Annotated in this window: 15 protein-coding genes and 1 pseudogene; 13 read left to right on the forward strand and 3 right to left on the reverse strand. The window is 67.4% G+C overall.

The annotated features are described in order from the left end of the window. The first annotated feature begins 2 nt into the window (after nucleotides 1-2). Nucleotides 3-971, forward strand: coding sequence for an alpha/beta fold hydrolase (locus RZR99_RS24350; RefSeq protein ID WP_323122336.1), 969 nt, complete (start codon nucleotides 3-5; stop codon nucleotides 969-971). A 103-nt stretch (nucleotides 972-1,074) separates the two neighbouring features. Here the strand turns inward: RZR99_RS24350 and RZR99_RS24355 are convergent, their stop codons facing one another. Continuing rightward, a complete protein-coding gene (locus tag RZR99_RS24355; protein WP_323122337.1) occupies nucleotides 1,075-2,286 on the reverse strand; it encodes an aminotransferase class I/II-fold pyridoxal phosphate-dependent enzyme in 1,212 nt (403 codons plus the stop codon). 119 nt (nucleotides 2,287-2,405) lie between these two features. On the opposite strand from RZR99_RS24355, the gene RZR99_RS24360 reads away from it, so the two are divergent. The 4 genes from RZR99_RS24360 (at nucleotide 2,406) to RZR99_RS24375 (ending at nucleotide 7,674) form a co-directional block, all read left to right on the forward strand. Continuing rightward, nucleotides 2,406-3,260 (forward strand): LysR substrate-binding domain-containing protein, encoded by an 855-nt coding sequence (locus RZR99_RS24360; protein ID WP_323122338.1) that lies wholly within the window; start codon nucleotides 2,406-2,408, stop codon nucleotides 3,258-3,260. A gap of 425 nt (nucleotides 3,261-3,685) precedes the next feature. After that, a complete protein-coding gene (locus RZR99_RS24365) occupies nucleotides 3,686-5,206 on the forward strand; it encodes a sensor domain-containing diguanylate cyclase (RefSeq protein ID WP_323122339.1) in 1,521 nt (506 codons plus the stop codon). A 99-nt stretch (nucleotides 5,207-5,305) separates the two neighbouring features. Next, entirely contained in the window at nucleotides 5,306-5,860 is a 555-nt protein-coding gene (locus RZR99_RS24370) for a molybdopterin-dependent oxidoreductase (protein WP_323122340.1), read from the forward strand. Next, nucleotides 5,857-7,674 (forward strand): hybrid sensor histidine kinase/response regulator, encoded by a 1,818-nt coding sequence (locus tag RZR99_RS24375; protein WP_323122341.1) that lies wholly within the window; start codon nucleotides 5,857-5,859, stop codon nucleotides 7,672-7,674. The genes RZR99_RS24370 and RZR99_RS24375 overlap by 4 nt, the downstream gene beginning before the upstream one ends. Nucleotides 7,675-7,691: 17 nt before the next feature. Here the strand turns inward: RZR99_RS24375 and RZR99_RS24380 are convergent, their stop codons facing one another. Beyond that, nucleotides 7,692-8,546 carry a helix-turn-helix domain-containing protein gene (locus RZR99_RS24380; RefSeq protein WP_323122342.1) on the reverse strand — a complete coding sequence of 285 codons (855 nt, stop codon included), beginning with the start codon at nucleotides 8,544-8,546 and terminating at the stop codon, nucleotides 7,692-7,694. A gap of 639 nt (nucleotides 8,547-9,185) precedes the next feature. Here RZR99_RS24380 and RZR99_RS24385 point away from each other — a divergent pair. The 5 genes from RZR99_RS24385 (at nucleotide 9,186) to otsA (ending at nucleotide 15,732) form a co-directional block, all read left to right on the forward strand. Further along, nucleotides 9,186-9,635 (forward strand): zinc-finger-containing protein, encoded by a 450-nt coding sequence (locus tag RZR99_RS24385; RefSeq protein ID WP_323122343.1) that lies wholly within the window; start codon nucleotides 9,186-9,188, stop codon nucleotides 9,633-9,635. Nucleotides 9,636-10,674: 1,039 nt separating this feature from the next. Beyond that, complete coding sequence (locus RZR99_RS24390) at nucleotides 10,675-12,624, forward strand: S53 family peptidase (RefSeq protein ID WP_323122344.1); 1,950 nt, start codon at nucleotides 10,675-10,677, stop codon at nucleotides 12,622-12,624. 112 nt (nucleotides 12,625-12,736) lie between these two features. Then, nucleotides 12,737-13,228 carry a hypothetical protein gene (locus RZR99_RS24395; RefSeq protein WP_323122345.1) on the forward strand — a complete coding sequence of 164 codons (492 nt, stop codon included), beginning with the start codon at nucleotides 12,737-12,739 and terminating at the stop codon, nucleotides 13,226-13,228. Then, entirely contained in the window at nucleotides 13,225-14,109 is an 885-nt protein-coding gene (locus RZR99_RS24400) for a 4-hydroxy-tetrahydrodipicolinate synthase family protein (protein WP_323122346.1), read from the forward strand. Before RZR99_RS24395 ends, RZR99_RS24400 begins: the two co-directional genes overlap by 4 nt. Before the next feature lie 204 nt (nucleotides 14,110-14,313). Beyond that, nucleotides 14,314-15,732 carry an alpha,alpha-trehalose-phosphate synthase (UDP-forming) gene (gene otsA, locus RZR99_RS24405; RefSeq protein ID WP_323122347.1) on the forward strand — a complete coding sequence of 473 codons (1,419 nt, stop codon included), beginning with the start codon at nucleotides 14,314-14,316 and terminating at the stop codon, nucleotides 15,730-15,732. A gap of 102 nt (nucleotides 15,733-15,834) precedes the next feature. Here otsA and RZR99_RS24410 read toward each other — a convergent pair whose 3' ends face one another. Then, on the reverse strand, nucleotides 15,835-16,179 hold the full coding sequence (locus tag RZR99_RS24410; RefSeq protein ID WP_323122348.1) for a hypothetical protein: 345 nt from the start codon (nucleotides 16,177-16,179) through the stop codon (nucleotides 15,835-15,837). 381 nt (nucleotides 16,180-16,560) lie between these two features. On the opposite strand from RZR99_RS24410, the gene RZR99_RS33370 reads away from it, so the two are divergent. The 3 genes and pseudogenes from RZR99_RS33370 to RZR99_RS24435 all read left to right on the forward strand — a co-directional run. Further along, nucleotides 16,561-19,374: a collagen-like triple helix repeat-containing protein gene (locus RZR99_RS33370; RefSeq protein ID WP_407655496.1), complete on the forward strand. Its 2,814-nt coding sequence runs from the start codon at nucleotides 16,561-16,563 to the stop codon at nucleotides 19,372-19,374. Between the two features lie 78 nt (nucleotides 19,375-19,452). Next, nucleotides 19,453-20,736: an isoprenylcysteine carboxylmethyltransferase family protein gene (locus RZR99_RS24430; RefSeq protein WP_323122350.1), complete on the forward strand. Its 1,284-nt coding sequence runs from the start codon at nucleotides 19,453-19,455 to the stop codon at nucleotides 20,734-20,736. Nucleotides 20,737-20,923: 187 nt separating this feature from the next. Further along, nucleotides 20,924-21,409, forward strand: a pseudogene (locus RZR99_RS24435) (methylated-DNA--[protein]-cysteine S-methyltransferase); the annotation flags it as partial. Between the last annotated feature and the right edge of the window lie 168 nt (nucleotides 21,410-21,577).

The following is a 21,577-nucleotide window of genomic DNA, read 5'->3' on the forward strand; positions in this document are numbered from 1 at the left end:
TCGTGATAACAACCCTGCTCTATGCTGTCGTCATCGTGTTCGCGGCGCTCGTCGCGTTCACGTTCCATACCGCCCGGCGCATCACGCGGCTGTTCCCGCCCGAAGGCAAGTTCATCGACATCGGCGCGGACCGCCTGCATTACGTCGACTACGGCAGCGGTCCGCCGATCGTGCTCGTGCACGGCCTGTGCGGTCAGCTGCGCAATTTCGCCTATCTGGATCTGCAGCGGCTCGCGCAGTCGCATCGCGTGATCGTCGTCGACCGGCCCGGCTCGGGACGCTCGACGCGCGGCGCGCGCTCGACGGCCAACGTCTACGCGCAGGCCCGCACGATCGCGATGTTCATCGATGCGCTCGGCCTGCAGCGGCCGATCGTCGTCGGCCATTCGCTCGGCGGCGCGATCGCGCTGGCGATCGGCCTGAACCATCCGCAGCAGGTCAGCCGGCTCGCGCTGATCGCGCCGCTCACGCATACGGAAACCGAGCCGCCCGGCCCGTTCCGCGGGCTCGCGCTCCAGTCCGCGCTGGTGCGCCGCGTGGTGTCGTACACGCTCGGCATCCCGGTCTCGATCCTGCAGGCGCGCAAGGCGATCGACATGATCTTCGCGCCGGAAGCGGTGCCGAAGGATTTCGCGGTGAAGGGCGGCGGCCTGATGGGCCTGCGCCCGGCCGCGTTCTACGCGGCATCGTCCGATCTGGTGGCGGCGCCGGAAGACCTGCCGGACATGGAGCGCCGCTATGCGTCGCTCGGCGTGCCGGTGGATGTGCTGTACGGACGCGGCGACGTGATCCTCAACTGGCAGCGCCACGGCGAGGCGCTCAAGCAGAAACTCGGCAGCGTCAACCTGAACGTGGTCGAGGGCGGACACATGCTGCCGGTCACGCAGCCGAACGCGACGACCGACTGGCTGCGCGGGATCGCCGCGGCGACGCTCGCGAAGGAGCCGGCACCGGCCGGCGAACCCGGCTGAGCGGGACCGGCGCGCACGCCGCGCCGCGACCGACCGGATGAGGAAACGGGCCGCAACGCGGCCCGTTTCGCATGAACCGCCGCACGCGCGGACAGCGCCGCGCTCAGCCCGCCTCGAGCGCGCGCCGCAGCGACAGCGCAATACCCTGCGCCGCCAACCGCACTTCGTCGAGGCTCGGGAACGACGGCGCGATACGCAAGTGCCGGTCGTCGGGATCGCGCCGGTACGGATAGGCGGCGCCCGCCGGCGTCAGCACGAGGCCCGCTTCGGCCGCCAAGGCGACCGTACGCTTCGCGAAGCCGCGCGGCGCGTACAGGCTGATGAAATAGCCGCCCTCGGGCCGGTTCCAGGCGACGTCCGGCACCCCGGCCAGATACTCGGCGAATGCCGCGTCCACGGCCTCGAACTTCGGCCGCAACAGCGCGCGATGTCCTGCCATCAATGCATCGAGCCCGGCGCGATCGCGCAGCACGCGCACGTGCCGCAGCTGGTTCAGCTTGTCGGGACCGATGGTGCGGATCGACACGTGCCGCTGCCACCAGTCGAGATTGCGTGTCGACGACGCGAGAAACGCCACGGCGCCGCCGCCGAACGTCGCCTTCGACAGCGACGCGAACACCAGCGCGCGATCCGAATGACCGGCCGCCGCGCACGCGTCGATGACGTTCGGCGTGCCGTGCCGGGTCTCGGTGAGGTGATGGAAGCGATAGGCATCGTCCCAGAACAGCCGGAAATCCGCGGCGGCGGCCGGCATCGACGCGAGCCGCCGGACCGTGTCGGCCGAATAGATCGCACCGCTCGGATTGCTGTACAGCGGCACGCACCAGATGCCCTTGATCGACGCATCGTCGCGCACCTGCGCCTCGACGAAATCCATGTCCGGTCCGTCGTCGCGCATCGGCACGCTGATCATCCGGATGCCGAGCGCTTCGCAGATCGCGAAATGCCGGTCATAGCCCGGCACCGGGCACAGGAACGCGACGTCGCGCTGCGTGCGCCACGCGGCGCCGTCGGGCACGCCGAACAATACCGCGAAGGCAAGCGCATCGTGCATCAGTTCGAGACTCGAATTGCCCATCGCCGCGATCTGCGACGGCTCGACGTCGAGCAGCGCCGCGCCGAACTCGCGCGCCTCCGGCAGGCCGAGCACGTGCCCGTAGTTGCGGCAGTCGACGCCGCCGCGCGACAGATGGCCGACCGGGCCCGCTGCGTCGAAAAGCGCGGTCGCGAGGTCGAGCTGCTCGGCCGCGGGCTTGCCGCGCGACATGTCGAGGCGCATGCCCCGCTGCTTGAAGGTGTCGTAAGTCATCGGCATTGCAAGGGATCTCCGGCCGCCGGCGCGGCGTTGTACTGGGATGCGGGCCAGTATGCCCACCGCGCTCCGTTCAGACAAACGCGTTATATTGATCGCCTCCATCAGATTTTCTGATTGCCATGAAAACACTCGATCTCGATGTGCTGGCCATGGTCGTCGCGGTTGCCGATGCGGGGAGTTTCGTGCGCGGCGCGACACTCGTGCATCGCTCGCAATCCGCACTGAGCATGCAGATCAAGACGCTCGAAACCGCGCTCGGCAAGCCGCTGTTCGTGCGCGGACCGCGCAGCGTCACCCCGACGCCCGACGGCCAGACGCTGCTCGCCTACGCGCGCCGGATGCTGGCGCTGCGCGACGAGGCATGGGCGTCGCTCGTCCATCCGGAAGTGAAGGGGCGCGTGACGATCGGCGTGCCGGACGATTACGCGTCGTCGCTGCTGCCGCCGGTGCTGCGCAAGTTCTCGGCCAGCTATCCGAAGGTCGAGATCCAGGTGGTCGGCCTGCCGAGCAGCACGCTCGCCCCGCTGCTCAAGGACAACAAGATCGACCTCGCCTGCGCCACCCGCATGCGTGGCCTGAGCGGCACGTTCATCCGCGCCGAGCCGATGGTCTGGGCGGGACCGCCCGCGGGCGGCAGGGAGATCTGGACCGAGCGGCCGCTGCCCGTCGCGCTGTTCAGCACCGGCAGCGTCGCGCGCGCGAATGCGATCCGCGCGCTGGAACGCGCCGAGATCGCCTACCGCACATCGTATGAAAGCCCGAGCCTGATGGGGCTGTTCAGCATGGTCGAGGCGGGCCTCGCGATCGCGCCGCTCGCGCGCTGCGCGGTGCCCGCGCATTTCTCGCAGCAAGGCCCGGCGCACGGCCTGCCGCCGCTGCCGGACCTCGATATCGTGCTGGCCCGCAGCGCGCGTTCGAACCGCCCGCCGTGCGATTTCCTGGCCGATCAGATCCTGTCGGAGCTGCGCGTCTGACGCGCGGCCGCGTCCCCACCCAAGCTGACATTTCGCCTGCCGCGCCGCCGCGGCGGCGGCGCTATTCCGCTCAACATTTATTCAAGGTTTAATTCCGATTGAAAGTATGTTGATTCGGATTTTCCCGCCGGCACGAACTCATTCTGTAAAACTTGGTAATAAATTAACATTCTCCGGTTCGGCAGCATGCAGTGAGATCGCACCTTTCCGGACAGCTTTAAAACCCGCTCACCCTTTACCGGATTGGCTTTGCCGCTCGGAAAGCCCTCCCCCGTTTCACATTCCGACGACTCCCGGATATCCGGCCGGGTTATCGGAAAATCATCGATACGATTAACTCCCCTTTTCGCGTTATAGTGGCCCGTCAGTCGGGCGATAAATACCCGGCCGTTACTCGCACGGTCAATTTGATACTTGCCGGTTTCATGCGCACGCCATCGCTCTCCGCCGCGAATCGCTATCTGCGATATTCCGCGACCCGCTTGCTGACCCCGACGGGTGTCGTCGTCGGCGGCATCCTGCTGCTCGTGTTCGTCTGGGCGCTGTGCGCGCGCGTGCTGTACGAATCGCGCATCGATGCCTACCAGCGCGCGCAGGAGAACGCGCGCAATCTGGTGCTGCTGCTCGAGCGCGACATCGCCCGCAGCATCGAGTTGTACGACTTGTCGCTGCAGGCGGTGGTCGACGGCGTCGCCGATCCGAACGTGATGTCGCTGTCCGCGCGGATGCGCAGCCAGGTGCTGTTCGACCGCGCCGCCTCGGGCAAGTATCTCGGCACGATCTACGTGATGAGCGAGCAAGGCGACATCGTGCTCGACTCCCGCTTCATCCCCGCGCGCACCGGCAATTTCGCCGACCGCGACTATTTCGCCTACCATCGCGACCACCCCGGCGGCGGGCTGTTCATCAGCGCGCCCTATGCGTCCCGGATGCGCAACGGCGCGCTGACGATCGCGCTCAGCCGGCGCATCTCGCGGCCCGACGGTTCGTTCGGCGGCGTCGTGATCGGCACGCTCAGCATCGACTATTTCCGCGCGCTGCTCGACGGCCTGACGGTCGGCGCGCAGGGCACGGCGGCCGTGATCGAAACCAACGGCCTGCTGATCACCCGCCTGCCGTACGACGCCGCGATGGTCGGGCGCAGCGTCGCCGATTCGCCGCTGTTCGCGCAGGCGATGGCGCGCACCGAAGGTTCGTTCACCGGCACCGCATCGATCGACGGCACCCGCCGCCTGTACGTCTACAAGCATCTGGCCGGGCTGCCGATCATCGTCGACGTCGCGCCGGCCGAAAGCTACATCTACGCGGAATGGCGCCGGCGGCTCGAACGGCTCGCGCTGCTGATGGGATTCTTCAGCATCGTCATCGTGGCCGGCTCGATGATCCTGTCGCGCGAGCTGCAGTGGCGCCAGCAGGCCGAGGCGCGGCTGCGGCGGCTCGCGCGCACCGATGCGCTGACGGGCCTCAGCAACCGCGGCGCCTTCGACGAAACGCTGCGCGCGGAATGGGCGCGCGCGCATCGCACCGGCCAACCGCTGTCGCTGCTGTTCGTCGACATCGACCAGTTCAAGCCGTACAACGACTACTACGGGCATCAGGCGGGCGACGACGTGCTCAAGGCGGTCGGGCGATGCCTCGCGCTGTGCGTGCACCGTCCCGCCGACGACGTCGCCCGCTACGGCGGCGAGGAGTTCGTCGTCACGCTGCCGGACACCGATGCGCACGGCGCGTCGGTGATCGCGGAAAACATCCGCCGCGCGATCTACGAACTCGACATCAAGCACGTCAAGAGCCCTTACGGGCGGATCACGGCCAGCATCGGGCTCGTGACGTCGCAGGAAAACGTCACGCACACCGACGCCGCGCTCGTGAGAATGGCGGATGCCGCGCTCTATCAGGCCAAGTCGGCCGGCCGCAACCGGGTGTGGGAAGCGCAGGACAGCTGAGCGGCGCCTGCCCGCGCGTTCCCGCCATCCCGCGCGCCGGGCGAGGCACAATAGGCGTCATCCGGCGGCCCGAGGCCGCCCACCCTGCCCAGGATGACGATGAATCCGCCGCTCGACGCTCCGCCCGCCTCCGCTCTCCCGATCCGCCGCGCCGCGCGGCTGGCGGACCTCTCGCGCCGCCTGACATGCGCCGTGCTGCTGCTCGCGGGCACCCGCGCGCTGGCCGGCACGCTGACGCTCGAGATCGGCGGCAGCATCGACCACGCCAACGATCCGCAGCAGCACGTCTACCGCTTCGACGAGGCGGAGCTGCTCGCGCTGCCGCCGCAAACGATCACGACGTCGACCAACTGGACACCCAGGAAAACCTGGCGGGGCGCCCGGCTCGAGGACGTGCTCGCCCGGGCCGGCGCGCACGGCAGCGCGATCAAGGTCTATGCGTACGACGACTATCGCGAGGAAATCCCGATGGCGCTGATCCAGCGCTACCACCCGATCCTCGCGTACAGCGGCGACGGCAAGCGGCTCGATCTGACCAACTTCGGCCCGCTGTTCATCGTCTTTCCGCGCGACCAGTATCCGGGCGAGCTGAGCGGCGTGACCAGCCAGCGGCGCTTCGTGTTCCACGTGCGCAGGATCGACGTCAAGCCATGAAGATCTTCGGACAACCCGCCGACGACAGGATGCTGGCGTTCGTCGGCATCGTGCTCGCGGCCATCACCGTGCTGTGGCTCTACTTCGGCTACGCGCTCGTCAGCCTCGCGCCGCCGAGCCTGACCGGACGGATGGAGCAGCAGGAGAACTACTACATCCCGGTCTCGCAGTTCGAACAGGCCGCGCTCAAGGCCGAGACCGCGATGCTGCTGTACAGCGTCGGCCGCGGCGGCTTCGACGACGTCGACATCAAGTTCCAGATCCTGAAGGCCAAGCTCGCGCGGCTGAGCGTGCCGTCCGATTCCACCTTTCTGCTGCTGCAGACGCGCGGCTATGCGTCGACCGTCACGCGGCTCGGCGACATCACCGCCACGCTGGAAAACGGCCTCGCCGCCGCGCGGCGCGACCCCGCCGCCGCGTACGCGCTCGCCGGGCAGTTCCGCAGGATGAGCGAGCCGCTCAGCGATCTCGAGATGAATGTCGGCAACGCGGAGGGCTTGCTGCGCGACCGGATGTACAGCGATTACTCGCATCGCCGCCGGGCGCTGATGAGCGTCAGTATCGGCGTGCTGCTGGTATTCATCGGGCTCGTCAGCGGCCTGGTGCTCAACGCACGGCGGCTGCGCGCGCTGATGCTGCAGCAGCGCGCCGCGCTGGTCCGCGAACAGGAGGCCGCGCATGCGGCGACCGAGGCGGTCAACGCGCGCAACGCCTTCCTCGGCATGGTCGGTCACGAGTTGCGCACGCCGCTGCAAAGCATCACGGCGGCCATCGACGTGCTTGCCGAACGCACCTTCGAGCCGCAGGACCAGTTGATCATCAACCGCCTCTCGCGCGCGGCGGACCAGCTCGATGCGCAGATGAAGGACCTGACCGACCTCTCGCGGCTGGACGCCGGCAAGCTCGCGCTGCGCCGCCAGCCGTTCACGCCGCGCGACGTGCTGCTGGCGGCGATCGAGAGCGTCGCCGACCGCGCGAAGCGCAAGGGGCTGAGTTTCGTCCACACCGTTCCGGACGACGAAGCGGTGTACGTGTCCGATCCCTACCGGATCCAGCAGATCGTCACCAACCTGCTGACCAACGCGATCAAATACACGGAGCGCGGCAGCGTGTCGCTGCGCGCGACGCTGCTGCGCGGCGACCAGCGCGACCAGTTGGCGGTCGAGATCGAGGACACCGGACCCGGCTTTCCGCAGGAGCAGGCGGCCAGGATCTTCCAGCCGTTCACGCAGTTGGATTCGTCGAGCACGCGGCGCCACGACGGGGTCGGCATGGGGCTCGCGATCGTGCGCGGCCTGCTGAACCTGCTGGGCGGATCGATCACGGTCGCGAGCACGGTGGGCGCCGGCGCCACCTTCAACGTCGTGCTGCCGCTCGAGCGCGCGGCGCCGAGCACGGCCGCCGCGGACGACGAGCCGGACCGGCCGCGCCGGCTCGACGACAAGACGGTGCTGGTCGTCGACGATCAGGAAACCGTGCGGGAGTCGTTGCGGACGATGCTGGCCGCGATCGGCGTGCGCTTCGAGCTGGCGGCGAGCGCCGACGAAGCGCTGCTGCGCCTCGCCTACGGCCGCTTCGACGCGCTGCTGCTCGACATCAACATGCCGGACAAGGACGGGATCGCGGTCGCGCAGACGCTCACGGCGACGGACGGCCCGAACCGGCACATTCCGATCGTCGCGCTAAGCGCGATCGGGCCGGAGGCGTTGTCCTGCCCGCAGCGCGACCTGTTCGAGCAATACCTGATGAAACCGATCCGCAGCGACGACCTGAAGCGCGGCCTGGAAGCGCTGTTCGCGCGCGGCGGCCGCTGACCGCCGCGCACGCCGCGTCAGAGCGCGTTGAGCCGCTTGTTCAGTTCGGCCGCGAGCAGCGGTAGCCGGGCGGGCTTCTCCAACACGTTCACGTCGAACACCGTCATCACCCGCGCGATGTCGGATTCGTCGACATTGCCCGTATCGAGCTGGCCCGTGAGCAGAAAGATCGGCGCGCGCGGCTTGTCGGACGCGCGGATATCCTTGATCGCGGCCTCCGCCGTCTCGTTGCCCAGCAGCCAGTCGACCACGTACGCGTCGAACGCCGTGTGCTGCATCGCGTGGCGGAAGCTGGCCGCGTCGTAGAACGGCATCGCGTTGAAGCCGCGCTCGTTCAGATACAGGCAGATCGTGTCGGCGGTTTTCAGATCGCCGTCGCCGTCGCCGAGATCGTCGTCGACGATCGCAACCGTCGGCTTGCCGCTCTCGGCCTGCTTCGGCCGGATCTCGATCAGGTCGACGGCGAAACGCTGGCCGAGCGGCGCCTCGTCGTGCGGGTAGATGCGCCAGAGATCGCCCATCCTCAGCGCGACGTACTCGGGCGGCTTGCCGCCCTTCAGTTCGTCGCCGATCCACGCGAGGCAGGTGAGGAGCCGGGTGCCGGCATCGAGCAGCGCAACGGTCGGCTCACCGCGGGTTTCCTCGCGCGGATCGACGAGCGCGAACACCGGTTCGCCGAACGCGTCGGCCACCCCGCGTATCTCGCTGAAGGTCCAGGTGCTTTGCCCGCGCATCTTCCGGTGCGCCTGCGCGAAACTCAGCAGCAAAATGTCGGAAAGCGCGCGCGTCTGCTTCTGTTTCGGCACACCGTGCCGCTCCATCAACTGCGCGACGCGACTGGCGATCAGCGCGTTGTCCTGCATGTTCTGCATATTCAGCCAATGTCCTCGTGATCCTGGGAAGCGGACGTCTTGCACGACGCAACGGCAACCGGCATGCCGGCGGCGCCGCGCCGCGGGGGGCGGCGCGCGCCGGGCTGACAGCTTCTCAGCGCGGCGCACGCAGGGATTCTAGAGGGCCGCCCGCGGCGCGCACAGTACCGTCTTGCGCACGTGCTCCTTGTACCTGCTTCAAATTCTCTCATTCAGCGAAATTATTCATATGACAAGCATGCTTTAAATGCAAATCGTCATCTTCATATTCTCGCAAAATGCGATTTCTCGCATAAATAATGAGAAACTGAGCCAATATGGCGTAGAGAATATCCTCCTAGCTCGATAAAAAGATTGCACGAAGTGATAATTGTTGACACTTTCCTCCATGGCGTCGGTGCGTTCGGCAGCACATATGCGATGAAACGGTGCCGTATCGACCGATTCGTGCACATTCGTTCGGAACACCTCGCGCCGCGTCCGGAAAACGCGACGAGGTAAACTACGAGTTGGTAGCCGTTAGTCGCACACGGTGCCGCCCTGGCATCCGTGCGTTGCCGTACCGTGTCGTCGACGACACGGCGCGTCCCCGCCCGGGTGTCCGTCCGCCCATTTTTTGTCAGTTTGCCATCCTGAATCATGCGAGTCGGTCGTCCCGTTGCTGCGTTGCCCCAACCCGTCTGCGAGTATTGCGGCGCCAGGGCGATGCTCGTCCGTCACGGCGATGCGGCCTATCCCTACCGCGACGAACATGGCGCGCTGTGGATCTGCCCGCCGTGCGAGGCGTGGATCGGCATCTATCCGCGCAGCAAGCGCAACGTGCCGCTCGGCCGGCTCGCGAACGCCGAACTGCGGCAGGCGAAGTCCGACCTCCATGCGGCACTCGAGCCGCTGGTCGCGGCGAAGATGCGCCGCGACGGCTGCAACGCATTCGAAGCGCGCGCCAAGGGCATTCGCTGGCTTGCCGCGCAAGTCGGCGCGGACGTGGCATCCAGCACGCTCCATACCTTCGACGCGCAGCAATGCCGCCAGGCGATCGATCTGATCGGCGCGTTCCTCTCCCGCAAAACCGGCGGCGAGCACGCTTAGCGCAGCGCACCGCCGCACCGCCTTTTTTCCCCTGACGCATTGCAAATAAAACCGTTTTTATTACGCATTGCACCAATTACGAATTCATTATTTTTACTTACAAAATCAAATCCGTATATCTCTAAAAGTTTTAACCTTAATCAAAAAAAGTTTGACGTCCGATTTTTTTCCTTGATATTGTTTCTCGCACATAACGCAGCGGAAACATTGGGAACAAGTACCAAAAAATCAACAAGCTGACAAAATTCTTCCATTTTAATTACGTTATTGCGAGGGCGGCATCCGGTTCGCAAAACCGCGAAATATTCCCGGTCATCGATTAATTCTCGATTAACCGGCAATCGAATCCCATTGAGTTTGAATCGGAATCATTGAAATCGATCTGCATAAAGATGGATTTCCGTGATGGATTGATTCGGCCCGACGGCGATCGACGCGCCGGTTCGCGCGGCAGCGTGCGATCCGGCCGGGAACGGCGGTGGACGGCAACGGCACACGAGCCGGACGACATCTGTCCGGCCGGGCCGAGGCCGGCGGCGCAACCCGTTTCACGGCCGGACCGGTTCACGGGACGCCGGCGGATTGACTGAACCACCTGCAGCGCATCGTGCCTGACGATTCCGGTCAGCCGCGCGAGGGCGTCGTGCTGCCGGCGATTCGATTCCGCGGCTATCGCGTCACAATCCCCTCGAGGATCGACCGGTTCACGCTTGATAGATTGGAATCCTAAGTTCTTAACGCAGAAAAAAGCCGGACCGGCGAAACGGGATCCGGCCACACAACTAGCAGCCGGCCGCGTTGTCGCGAGCGGGTTGCAGGATGGGAGCAACAGGGGGGGCCGTGCGTCGGAGCGACGCCCGTCGGAGACGGGCGTCGCCCCTCCAACCGGCCCGATCAACGTGCTGGAAGGAGGAGGGAAATCCATGTCGCCGTAAATCGGATCCGTTGCTTTGGCTATGCGTCAGTTTGCATCCGGCCGCGCCGCTACCCGCGGCGGCGGATGCTGCAACAGTTCTTCGTTATCATCCTGGAGCTCACAATGCAGAGAACTCGGCAAGTCAATCGCCTGTCGTCCAAACGCTTCGCGCTGTCCCTGCTGCCGCTCGCGGTAGCCGCCACGCTCGCCCCGCTGTCCGCCCATGCGGCCACCAGTTGGGTCGGCACGCGCACCGACGCCTTCCTCCTGTCCAGCACGCCCGCTGCCGCGCCCGCCGCGCAATCGCAGGCGCAAGGCGCAACGGCCGCCGCCGCCACGCCCAGCTACTCGCTCAACAGCATCGGGACGCCGGCGCTCACCGACACGGTGGTCACGCCGCTCGAACTGAGCCAGCCGCTGCACGTGACGGTCGTTCTGAAAAGCCGCAACGACGATCAGCTCGACGCATTCCTGCAAGCCGTCAACCAGCCGGGCAACGCGAGTTATCACAAGTACCTGACGCCCGAGCAGTTCAAGGCGCGCTTCGCGCCGACCGACGCACAGGTCCAGGCCGTGGTCGCGCACCTGAAGGCCAACGGCTTCAGCAACATCCACGTGACGGACAACAACAAGCTGATCTCGGCCGACGGCAACGCGACCAACGCGCAGAACGGCTTCCATGCCAGCATCAAGCGCTTCAACTATCGCGGCAAGACTGTCTACGCGAACGATTCGGCCGCGCTGGTGCCGTCGTCGCTCGGCACCGTCGTCGAATCGGTGCTCGGCCTCCAGAATGCCGTCGTGCCGCATCGCCTGATCCATCGCGTGTCGCCCAACGCCGTCATCGAACCGAACTCGACCACGAAGAACGCCGCCGCCGGCTCGCAGGTCGGCCACCAGCCGACCGACTTCGCGAAAATCTACGACGCGAGCGGCCTGCCCGCGGCGACCAACACGACGGTCGGCATCATCACCTGGGGCGACATGACCCAGACGATCGCCGACCTGAACACGTTCACGTCGAACGCCGGCCTCGCGACCGTCAATACCGCGGTCGTCGCGGGCGGCTCGGGCACGCTTGCCAACGACGGCGATCCGAGCGAGTGGGACCTGGACAGCCAGGACATCATCGGTACCTCGGGCGGCGTGAAGCAGCTGATCTTCTACGCGGCCATCAACGGCGACAGCAACGACGACGGCCTCACCGACGCGACGTTGACCGCCGCCTACAACAAGGCGGTCACCGACAACAAGGCGACGGTCATCAACGTGTCGCTCGGCGAGGACGAGACCGCCGCCAATTCGGACGGCTCGCTGTCGGCCGACGACGCGGTGTTCAAGCAGGCCGCCGCGCAAGGGCAGGTCTTCTCGGTATCCGCCGGCGATGCGGGCGTGTACCAGTGGTCCACCTCGCCGCAGGGTGCGCCCGGCTACATCGGCACCTACAATGGCAGCAGCGTCAAGACGACGATCAGCCTCACGAAGTACAGCGTATCGACGCCGGCCAGCTCGCCGTATGTCGTCGCCGTCGGCGGCACGACCCTGTCGACCACCGGTACGACGACGTGGGCCGGCGAAACGGTGTGGAACGAAGGCGTGGCGTATGCGGACGTCGACAGCAACGGCAACCCGGTCGACAACGCCGTGCGGATCTGGGCAACGGGCGGCGGCGTCAGCAAGTACGAAACCGCGCCGAGCTGGCAGACGGCCGCGCTCGGCAGCAGCGTGACCAAGCGCGTGCTGCCGGACGTCGCCTTCGACGCGGCGCAGTCGACGGGCGCGTACATCGTCATCAACGGCCAGACGAACCAGTTGGTGGGCGGCACGAGTCTCGCGTCGCCGATCTTCGTCGGCGGCTGGGCGCGCGTCGAATCGGCCAACAGCAACAGCCTCGGTCTGCCGACGCAGAACTTCTATCAGTCGATCCCGAGCAATACAGCGCTCGTGCACGACGTGACGTCCGGCAACAACGGCTACAGCAACCACGGCTACACCGCCGCCGCCGGCTGGGACTACGACACGGGCTTCGGCAGCCTCGATTTCGCGAAGGTCAGCGCCAGCTCCGCGAAATAAGCACGATGTCGTCACGCGCATGCCCGTTCGCGGGCATGCGCGGCGTAGCACCAGGGATCTCCTCTCAATTGCATGCCCCTCTCCGGAGGGGCTTTTTTTCGGCATCGCGTGCGTGATCGGTCCCCGACGGCTCGCGCCGCCCTCGCGTATCGGCACTTTTTATCGCGCGACCACCGTATTTTTTCAAAGTGTTTACGCCGGACCCTGTACCGTTGAGTCATCTCGTCCAGGCATCGCGGCTCGCCCGCTCATCATGGCACTCACGCAAGCTCTGCTGCTTCATCACGACCCCCGGCCGGTCAACCGACGGCCGCTGACCCGCGACAACGTCATTCCGCTTCCCGCCCGACGGCTGCTGCTGCCGGTCACGATCGCCGATCCTTCGCCCGATCGGCTCCGCGCGACGCTGCAGACACTGCTGCACTCGCCGCTCGGCGCGTATGTCGTCGGCATCGAACCCCGCGACGACACGCTTCGCGTCCAGTTCGATCTGGCACGCGGCGATCTGGGCTTCGCGCTGCACACGCTGATCGCGACACTGCCCGCCGCGACTGTCGGGCGCATCGGGCACGGACAAACCCGCGAGGAGGCGCGCCGCTCATGATCTCAGGCATCTGGATTCCGCTCGTCACGCCGTTCCGGCGCGGCAGCGTCGACATCGACGCGCTGCAGTACCTCGCGGATCACTACCTGCGGCAAGGCGTCGACGGCTTCGTCGCGCTGGGCACGACGGCCGAAGCGGCGCTGCTGTCCGACGTCGAGCGCGCGGCGGTCGTGCAAGCGCTCGTCAGCGTCGTCGGCGGCCGTGCGCCGATCGTGATCGGCGTCGGCGGCCCCGACACGCGCGAGGTGCTGCGCGAGATCGGGCGCTACGAGCGCTGGGCGTGCGCGGGCTATCTCGTTTCGCCGCCGTCGTATATCTGCCCCGACCAGGCCGGCGTGCGCTGGCATTTCGAACAAGTTGCGCGCGCAACCGAACGCGCGATCGTGCTCTACAACGTTCCGCACCGCACCGGCGTGACGATCGAGCCCGATACGGTCGCCCGGATCGTCGAGCACGGCAACGTGGTCGCGATCAAGGAATGCGTGAAGGAACACTTCGCGCGGCTCGGCACCCTGCCGCTCAGCCTGCTGTGCGGCACCGACGAAGCCTTCGTCGACTGCCTGAGCGCGGGCGGATCGGGCGGCATCCTGGCGAGCGCGCATGTCTGCGCGGATCTGCTCGCCGACGCGCGGCATCTGGTCGAAACGGGCGCCCGGGCGGACGCGCGTAAATTGTTTGCTTGCCTGATCCCGCTGCTGAGGTTACTGTTTTCGGCACCGAATCCGTCCGCGATCAAGGCCATGCTGTCGCTCGATCATCCGGTTTCCTGCGAGACGCGCATGCCGATCGGCGCCGCTTCGCCCGAGCTGATCGAACGGTTGCGCAAGGCGCGCGAACACCTGCAGGACGTGCGCGCGGAATTCGTCCGCACCGTACACTGATCGACCGCTTTCGCCGCGTCGCCGGCGCTTCGGCGCCGGCGACCCGTCCTTGCCGCCTGGCATCCATTCGCGTCACCCGGATTGCATCAGGAAGGGCCACTCGCAAGGATCGCGGCGCCGCGAGCGGCCCTTCCTGATGCAATCACCCCGATGCCGCGCGGCGCAGGCCGCGCCGTACCGGCCCGCCTTCACACGGAGCCCGCCATGAGCCGTCTAGTCGTCGTTTCCAATCGCACCGCCGATCCGTCCAGCGCCACCGCCGGCGGCCTCGCCGTCGCGGTCAGGGACAGCCTGCAGCGGCGCGGCGGCCTGTGGTTCGGCTGGAGCGGCAAGCTGATCGACGCACCGCCCGGCACGCGCTACGCGCCGGAGGTGCAGACCCAGCAGATCGGCTCCGTCCAGCTCGCCACGATCGACCTGAGCCAGGACGATTACGACGCGTACTACCTCGGCTACTCGAACAACGTGCTGTGGCCCGTGTTCCACTACCGGCTCGATCTCGCGAATTTCGATGCGCGCTTCGCCGCCGGCTACCTGCGCGTCAACCGGCTGTTCGCGCAGCAATTGCTGCCGTTGTTGCGGCCGGACGATCTGATCTGGGTGCACGACTATCACCTGATCCCGCTCGCCACCGAATTGCGCGCGCTCGGCTGCCGCAACCGGATCGGCTTCTTCCTGCACATTCCGATGCCGCCGCCGCTGATGATGGCGGCGATCCCCGAGCACGAATCGCTGATGCGCGCGCTGTTCGACTACGATCTCGTCGGCCTCCAGACGCACTCGGACGTCACGCATTTCGTCCGCTACGTCGAAGCCGAGGCCGGCGCGCAGCAGCTGGATCCGGAACGGCTGCGCGCCTTCGATCGCACCTTGCGGGTCGGCGCGTTTCCGATCGGGATCGACGCGGACGAATTCGCGAGTCTCGCGCGCGCGCCGGACGGACTCGACATGTTCACGCAGATGCGCGACGAATACGCACGGCGCAAGCTGCTCGTCGGCGTCGACCGGCTCGACTATTCGAAGGGGCTGCCGCAGCGCGTGCAGGCGTTTCGAGAATGGCTCGCGCAGCATCCGGAAAGCCGCAAGAGCGCGACCCTGATCCAGATCGCGGCGCCGAGCCGCGAGGACGTCGACGCATACGACGACCTGCGCCAGCAGATGGACGGCCTGTGCGGCGCGCTCAACGGCGATTACGGCGAGTTCGACTGGATGCCGGTCCGCTACATCCACCGCAATGTCGAGCGCACGGATCTGCCGGGCCTGTACCGTGCGAGCCGGGTGGCGCTCGTCACGCCGCTGCGCGACGGCATGAATCTGGTCGCCAAGGAGTTCGTCGCCGCGCAGGATCCGGCGGATCCGGGCGTGCTCGTGCTATCGCGTTTCGCCGGCGCGGCCGAACAGCTGACCGATGCGCTCCTCGTCAATCCGTACGACGTGCAGGGCACCGCGCGGGCGATCCAGCGCGCGCTGACGATGTCGCTCGACGAACGCATCCGCCGGAACGCGGCGTTGCTCGCGCGCATCCGCGCGCAGGACGTGCACTGGTGGAGCGCCAGTTTCCTCGGTGCGCTCGAGGAGGCGGCGCCGGAACGGGCGCATGCCGCGAAGCCGGTTTCCGCATGATGCGGCGGCCGTGACGCGGCGGCGGGCGCCGCCGGATCCGATCCCGGCGGCCTCGCCGCCGGCATTCCCGCGGCAAGCAGGGACGGCGGCGAGCATGGATGCTCAGTGCGGCCGGCTGCGTCGCGAGGGCCGGATCGCACCGAATTCCGCTTCGGGCAGCGCGCTCATCACGAGCGACATGATGCGGGGCACGCGTTCGGCCGCCAGTTCGATCTGCAGCGATGCGCGGCCGCCGCGATTGTCGATGGTCGCGACATAGATCGCCATGTCGTCGCCGAGCGCGCGATGCAGAACCTGCCGCGCCGTCTTCAGATGCCGGGTGTCGATCAGCAGGGAAATCAGCAGGGTCTCGTCCGCGACGTCGCGACGGTCGCGCGATTCGCGCCGGTCGGCGGTCCGCCCACGACGGCCGGCGTTCGCGCCGCCTTCGGTTTTGCGCAGTGTCATATGCGGAAGGCTGCCGCCCGGCATGCGGTGGGAGCCCGTCTGTTGAACACGCATCGATGGTAGCGAGCGCGGTAAAAAGATCGCGTAAAGAGCCGATGGTGCGGTGCAAAGATTCCCTAGGCGCCTATCGCGCCGCCCGGTTCGCACACCGGCTGAAAGTACCCGCGCGGCACAGGCCGTTACGTCACGTGGAACGTTACGTAGCACGGCCGGAACATCGCGACAGGCTGCTCGTCCCTTATCCCGGTTCCGCGAATTTTATTTGTGTCCTGGGTGCCGGGTTCGTTTTTTTCACATGCTTATCCCGATTCGATTCGATATTTATTTAATGGTCCGGATTTTGCTGGATAAGGTCGCACAGAATGACTTCTGGGGGCTCACATGCGAACCTTGTTCAACAAAACAACCATCGCGATCGGCGTTTCAACCCTGCTCGCCCTCCATGGTTGCGGATCGATCAATACCCCACCGATCACGGGCACGATCAAGCCGACGACCTCCGGGACTTCCGGCACGTCGGGCGTCTCCGGGACCTCCGGCAGTTCGGGCACCTCCGGCAGTTCGGGGAGTTCCGGTAGCTCGGGGAGCTCGGGCTCGTCGGGGAGCTCAGGGTCGTCGGGGACTTCGGGCACTCACGGTACGTCAGGTACCTCCGGTACCTCGGGGACTTCCGGTACCTCGGGCACCTCGGGCACGTCCGGTACCTCCGGCACCTCCGGTACCTCGGGCACGTCCGGTACCTCGGGCACGTCCGGTACCTCGGGCACGTCCGGTACCTCGGGCACGTCCGGTACCTCGGGCACCTCCGGCACCTCGGGCACCTCCGGTACCTCAGGCACCTCCGGCACCTCAGGCACGTCCGGTACCTCGGGTACCTCCGGTACCTCGGGCACTTCCGGTACCTCGGGTACCTCCGGTACCTCGGGCACCTCCGGTACGTCGGGCACTTCCGGTACCTCGGGCACCTCCGGTACGTCGGGCACTTCCGGCACCTCGGGCACCTCCGGCACCTCGGGCACCTCCGGCACCTCGGGCACCTCCGGCACCTCGGGCACCTCCGGCACCTCGGGCACCTCCGGCACCTCGGGCACCTCCGGCACCTCGGGCACCTCCGGCACCTCGGGCACCTCCGGTACCTCGGGCACCTCCGGTACGTCGGGCACTTCCGGTACCTCGGGCACCTCCGGTACGTCGGGCACTTCCGGCACCTCGGGCACCTCCGGCACCTCGGGCACCTCCGGTACCTCGGGCACTTCCGGTACCTCGGGCACTTCCGGTACCTCGGGAACTTCCGGTACCTCGGGCACTTCCGGTACCTCGGGAACTTCCGGTACGTCGGGCACCTCCGGTACGTCGGGCACCTCCGGTACGTCGGGCACCTCCGGTACGTCGGGCACCTCCGGTACGTCGGGCACTTCCGGCACTTCCGGCACTTCCGGCACTTCCGGCACTTCCGGCACTTCCGGCACTTCCGGCACTTCCGGCACTTCCGGCACTTCCGGCACCTCCGGCACCTCCGGTACCTCGGGCACTTCCGGTACCTCGGGCACTTCCGGTACGTCGGGCACCTCCGGTACGTCGGGTACTTCCGGTACTTCGGGCACCTCAGGCACTTCGGGCACCTCGTCCGCCCCCCTCGGCGCAATCGTCACCCAAGGCGGCAACCTGATCACCGACGTCGGCACGGTCGTCGCGGATACGGGCACCAAGGTTTCCAGCTCGGCTGTCCCGGGCGTCAACGGCGCCACCACCACCGATCTCGGCAACGCGATCACCGATCTCGGCAACGGCGTCAAGGTACTGGGCAACGGTACCGCCGCCGGCCTCGGCACGCTCGGCACCTCGGTCAATCCGCTCGGACCGACGCTGACCTCCACGAGCGGCGTCGTCTCGAACGTCGGCTCGGCGGTCACCAAGGTCGGCGGCGTCGTAACGAGCCTCGGCAGCGGTCCCCTCGCCCCGCTCGCACCCGTGACGGCACTGGTGGGCACCACGGTCGTCGGCGGTGTCGGCGGCGTGGTCGGCCAGGTTGCGGGCGGACTGAATCACGTCCTGACCAGCCCCCCCGTGCAGCAGGTGGAAACGCAGATCAGCTCGGTGATCAATCCGATCACGCTGGCCGTGTCGGGCACGACCCAGACCATCGGCAACGCCACCGGCCTCGGCGCGCCGCTCAACAACCTGCTCAGCACGATCGGCAACGGCATCAGCGCGCTCGGCGCGAAGGTAACGGGCTCGACTAGCGATCAGGTCGGCAAGGATATCGGCGGCGTCGTCACCCAGCTCGGCAAGACCGTCACGTCGACAGGCGGACTGTTCACCGGCGGCACCGGCAATCCGCTCGGACCGATCACCGGCCTGCCGGTCACGCTGGGCGGCGATCTCGGCCTCGGCCTGGGTCTCGGGGCAGGCGTCGGCATCGGCGGCGGTGCCGGTGGCATCGGTGGCATCGGTGGCATCGGTGGCATCGGTGGCATCGGTGGCATCGGTGGCATCGGCGGTATCGGTGGCGTCGGCGGCATCGTCGGCGGTATCGGTGGCGTCGGCGGCATCGGCGGCGGTATCGGTGGCGTCGGCGGCATCGGCGGCGGTATCGGTGGCGGCGGCGGCCTCGGCGGCGGGATCGGGGGCGGCGGCGGCGGCGGTATCGTCGGCGGCGTCGGCTTCGGCGGCGGTATCGGTGGCGGCGGCGGCCTCGGCGGCGGGATCGGGGGCGGCGGCGGCGGCGGTATCGTCGGCGGCGTCGGCTTCGGCGGCGGTATCGGTGGCGTCGGCGGCATCGGCGGCGGTATCGGTGGCGTCGGCGGCATCGGCGGCGGTATCGGCGGCGGCGCCGGCGGCACCTCGGGCACGCTGCCGCCGCTGACCGGCATCATCGGCAACCTCGGTTCGCCCGGCAGCGTGCCTGTCGTCGGCGGCCTGCTGGCGCCGCTGACGAATCTGCTCGGCAAACCCGCCGCGCCGGGCGGCGCGGGCGGTGCAGGCGGCCTGCTGGCGCCCGTGACGACCCTGCTCGGACCGCTGCTTCCGGTCGCACCCGGCACGGGCGCGCCGGTGACCGGCCTCGTCCCCGGCCTGACCGGCGGCGCGGCAGTCGGCGCCGGCGCGGGTGCCGGCGCAGCGGGCGGCGCAACGCTGCTGAGCCCGCTGACGAACCTGCTGGGAGGGCTGCTCGGCGGCACCCCCGGTAAATAGCGCGTCCCGACGCGCATGCGGCCGGGCCCAAAAATCAAAACGTCCCGGCCGCCTCCAATGTCATAAAACGAGGATGACATGAACTCCACCTACGAAAGCGTTGCGGGCATGCAAGACCGGCCACCGCGTTCCGCGACTCCGTTCTCCGTCGGCCTGGCGGGAATCGTCGCGGGCCTCATCACGCTCTGGATCCTGCGCGACATCCCCGCGCTGAACAGCGCATTCCGCGGCACGGCCGCCTGCCTCGCGATCATCGCGACGATCGGCGCGTACGAGCTGTTCGTCGCGCGCGTCTACCTGCGTCCGAGCGCCGGCCTGGCGAGCGGCGCGGTGCGCGCGCTCGGCATCGCGCGAGTCGCGGTGCGGCTCGCCGCGCTCGCGTCGATCTATGCGGCCATCGCGCTGCTGTACTGGCTGCTGCCCGAGTACCACGGCGCGTTCTACACGCCGTTCTGGGCACTGACCCGCGCGCTCGCTCCCTACATCGCGATCGGCGCGCCGTTCTATTTCATGTGGATGGACACGCGCCAGCGCGACGTCGACGATGCGTACCTGTCATGGGGCCGGCTGCTGCTGCGCGGCGAACGGCCGGCGAACTGGCGGCCGATCCGCGAGATGCTCGCGGGCTGGATGGTGAAGGCGTTCTTCCTGCCGCTGATGGTGGTCTACCTGTCGACGGACGCCGACCATCTCGGCGCATCGCTCAACACCGCGCTCGGCGCGCCGATGTCGCTCGCCACCTTCCGGTTCCTGTACGACCTGTCGTTCACGATGGACCTGATGTTCGGCACGGTCGGCTATCTGTGCACGTTCCGGATTCTCGACAGCCACGTGCGCAGCGTCGAACCAACGACGCTCGGCTGGCTCGTCGCGCTGGTCTGCTACCAGCCGTTCTGGTCGCTGATCGCGAATCAGTACATCCATTACGAAGGCTCGATGTTCTGGGACAACTGGCTGATCTCGGTGCCCGTGCTCCGGGTGCTGTGGGGCACGGTGATCATCGCGCTGCTGATCACTTACGCGCTCTCGACGATCTCGTTCGGCCTGCGGTTCTCGAACCTGACCAATCGCGGAATCATCACGTCCGGGCCTTACCGGTTCACGAAGCATCCCGCCTACATCACCAAGAACCTGTCGTACTGGATGGTGTCGATTCCGTTCATCGAGCCGCTCGGCTGGCAGATCGCGATCGCGCACACGGCCGCGCTGATCGCCGTGAATCTGCTGTACTTCATGCGCGCGAAGACCGAGGAGCGGCACCTGATGCGCGATCCCGACTACCGCGCCTACGCGGAATGGATCGCCCGGCACGGCCTGTTCGCGAAGCTGGGACGCTGGATCGGCCTGCGCAAGGCGGCCTGACGCGCGCGCGGGCGCGCCCGCTCGAATCCATCGTCCTGTCCGCCGGCGAATGGACGGACCGGTGCCGTTGTCTGCATAATTCCGCCATGACTGTCCGCGGACCCGGGTCGCACACCCCGGTCCGCGCACCCGGCCCCCTCGGGCATCGGGCCACGCACCGCGGACGACCCATCAGCGGAGCAACCGAATGTACGTGTACAAGACGATCGATTCCCCGGTCGGCAAGCTGAAGCTCGTCGCGAACGACACACGCCTGGCCGCCGTGCTGTGGGAGCACGAGCGGCTGGGCCGCGTGCCGCTCGGCGAGATGGCCGAAGTGGACGCGCATCCGGTGCTCGACGAAACGGCGCGTCAGCTCGACGAATATTTCGCGGGAAAGCGGACCCGTTTCGACATCGAGCTGGAATTCGCGGGCACCGAATTCCAGAAAAAGGTCTGGGCGGCCTTGCTGACGATCCCGTTCGGCGAAACGCGCAGCTACCTGCAGATCGCCGAGCAGATCGGCAATGCGAAGGCCGTGCGCGCCGTCGGCGCGGCGAACGGCAAGAATCCGATCTCGATCATCACGCCGTGCCATCGCGTGATCGGCGCATCCGGGGATCTGACGGGATTCGGCGGCGGCCTGAAGGCCAAGCACCTGCTGCTCTCGCTGGAGGCCCGGCAAGACTCGCTGTTTCCGGTGATGTAACCGACGGCGGCGCGCTCGCACGGCGCCCCGGGATCGCCTCCGCCCACCTCCTCCTTGCCGCGCCGCCCCCCGCGCGCTCGCCGCCCCGGCACCCGGCCACCGTTCCCGGGAATTTGACCGCAAGACCCGGAGTGTCCGCCACGCCGGCCGCCC

The sequence above is a fragment of the Burkholderia alba genome (genome assembly GCF_034721475.1).
Taxonomy (GTDB): Bacteria; Pseudomonadota; Gammaproteobacteria; order Burkholderiales; family Burkholderiaceae; genus Burkholderia; species Burkholderia alba.